General features: G+C 31.9%; 2 protein-coding genes and 1 pseudogene. 1 reads left to right on the top strand and 2 read right to left on the bottom strand.

The annotated features are described in order from the left end of the window. On the top strand, nt 1-472 hold a 472-nt coding region (locus ACN4EE_RS23625; protein WP_431708955.1), incomplete at its 5' end, for a DUF6816 family protein. A 63-nt stretch (nt 473-535) separates the two neighbouring features. Here ACN4EE_RS23625 and ACN4EE_RS23620 read toward each other — a convergent pair. Beyond that, nucleotides 536-838, bottom strand: a complete 303-nt coding sequence (locus ACN4EE_RS23620) for a HigA family addiction module antitoxin (RefSeq protein WP_431708954.1) — start codon at nt 836-838, stop codon at nt 536-538. Nucleotides 839-840: 2 nt separating this feature from the next. Continuing rightward, a pseudogene (locus ACN4EE_RS23615) lies at nt 841-1,045 on the bottom strand (DNA-binding protein); the annotation flags it as partial.

Below are 1,045 nucleotides of genomic sequence, written 5' to 3'. Positions count from 1 at the left end.
AACTCCTAAAAATAATAATTTTGTGCCGACAATTATCAATAAAAATCAAGTAATTATTCCCGATCGAGCCTTCAATGGTTTATCGATCGCTCAAGCCTATTTAGGAGAAAAAAATGTTAAACAAGTGATTATTAATCCCTTACATTCCACAGAACAAAAAACTATTTTTAATGAAAATAACGAGCTAATTTCTACTGTTATAGGGCGACAACAAGAGACTATTTCACCTACTGAATTTATCACGATCGAAATGACAAGACAATTTTTTCGCCGTCCTCAAAGTGTTTATTTAAACTTAGTAGAAACCATCACAAAATATCATTTAGTTAATAATAATAACATCGAAGCTACTCAAGTCACTGCTATATATTTATCTCCAGAAGATCCCGATTATTTTTTAGCTCTCGATCGACCTGTCGCTCTGTATAACTATAACCTTAATTTGGTGAAAAAAATGCCTAAATCATTATAAAGTAAATTCTTTGAAAAACAAACAAGAGTCTATGTAAGAATGGAAAGATTCGATCGAACTTCCTTAATTAATTTTAAAGGGAGTAATTAAGTTTAATTGTTCTCCTAATTTGCGTTTTGCTTCCATGATTTGATAACTATTTTGTAGCCTTAAAAAATAGCCTTCCGAAAGCCCAAAAAAACGACATAACCGTAAATCAGTATCGGCAGTAATATTTCTTTCACCTTTAATAATGGCATGAATACGATTAGAAGGTACGTTAATAGCACGAGCGAGAGCATTTTGACTCATACCTAATTCTTCTAAAAATTCTTGTTTAAGAATCTCTCCTGCGTGGGGATTTTTAATTAATTCTAATGCTCTCAATTTTATTCATAGCCTAATTTTAATTCTTGGGCTTGTTTGGCTAATTGTTCCAATGTTTTTAGCCTTTGTTCATCAATTTTGTTCTTATAATTAATAACATCTTCCGCCCTTAATCTACGATGTTTTCCTACTCGGCGAAACGGTATTGGAACTTCTCCTGATTCTAGTAATTCAATTAAATGCTGACGACTAACCTCTAATATTTCC

Origin of the sequence: Geminocystis sp. CENA526 (assembly GCF_050753365.1) — a bacterium.
Lineage (GTDB): Bacteria > Cyanobacteriota > Cyanobacteriia > Cyanobacteriales > Cyanobacteriaceae > Geminocystis.
Note: the sequence above shows the minus strand (reverse complement) of the source record. Positions and strands in the feature narration are given on the sequence as shown.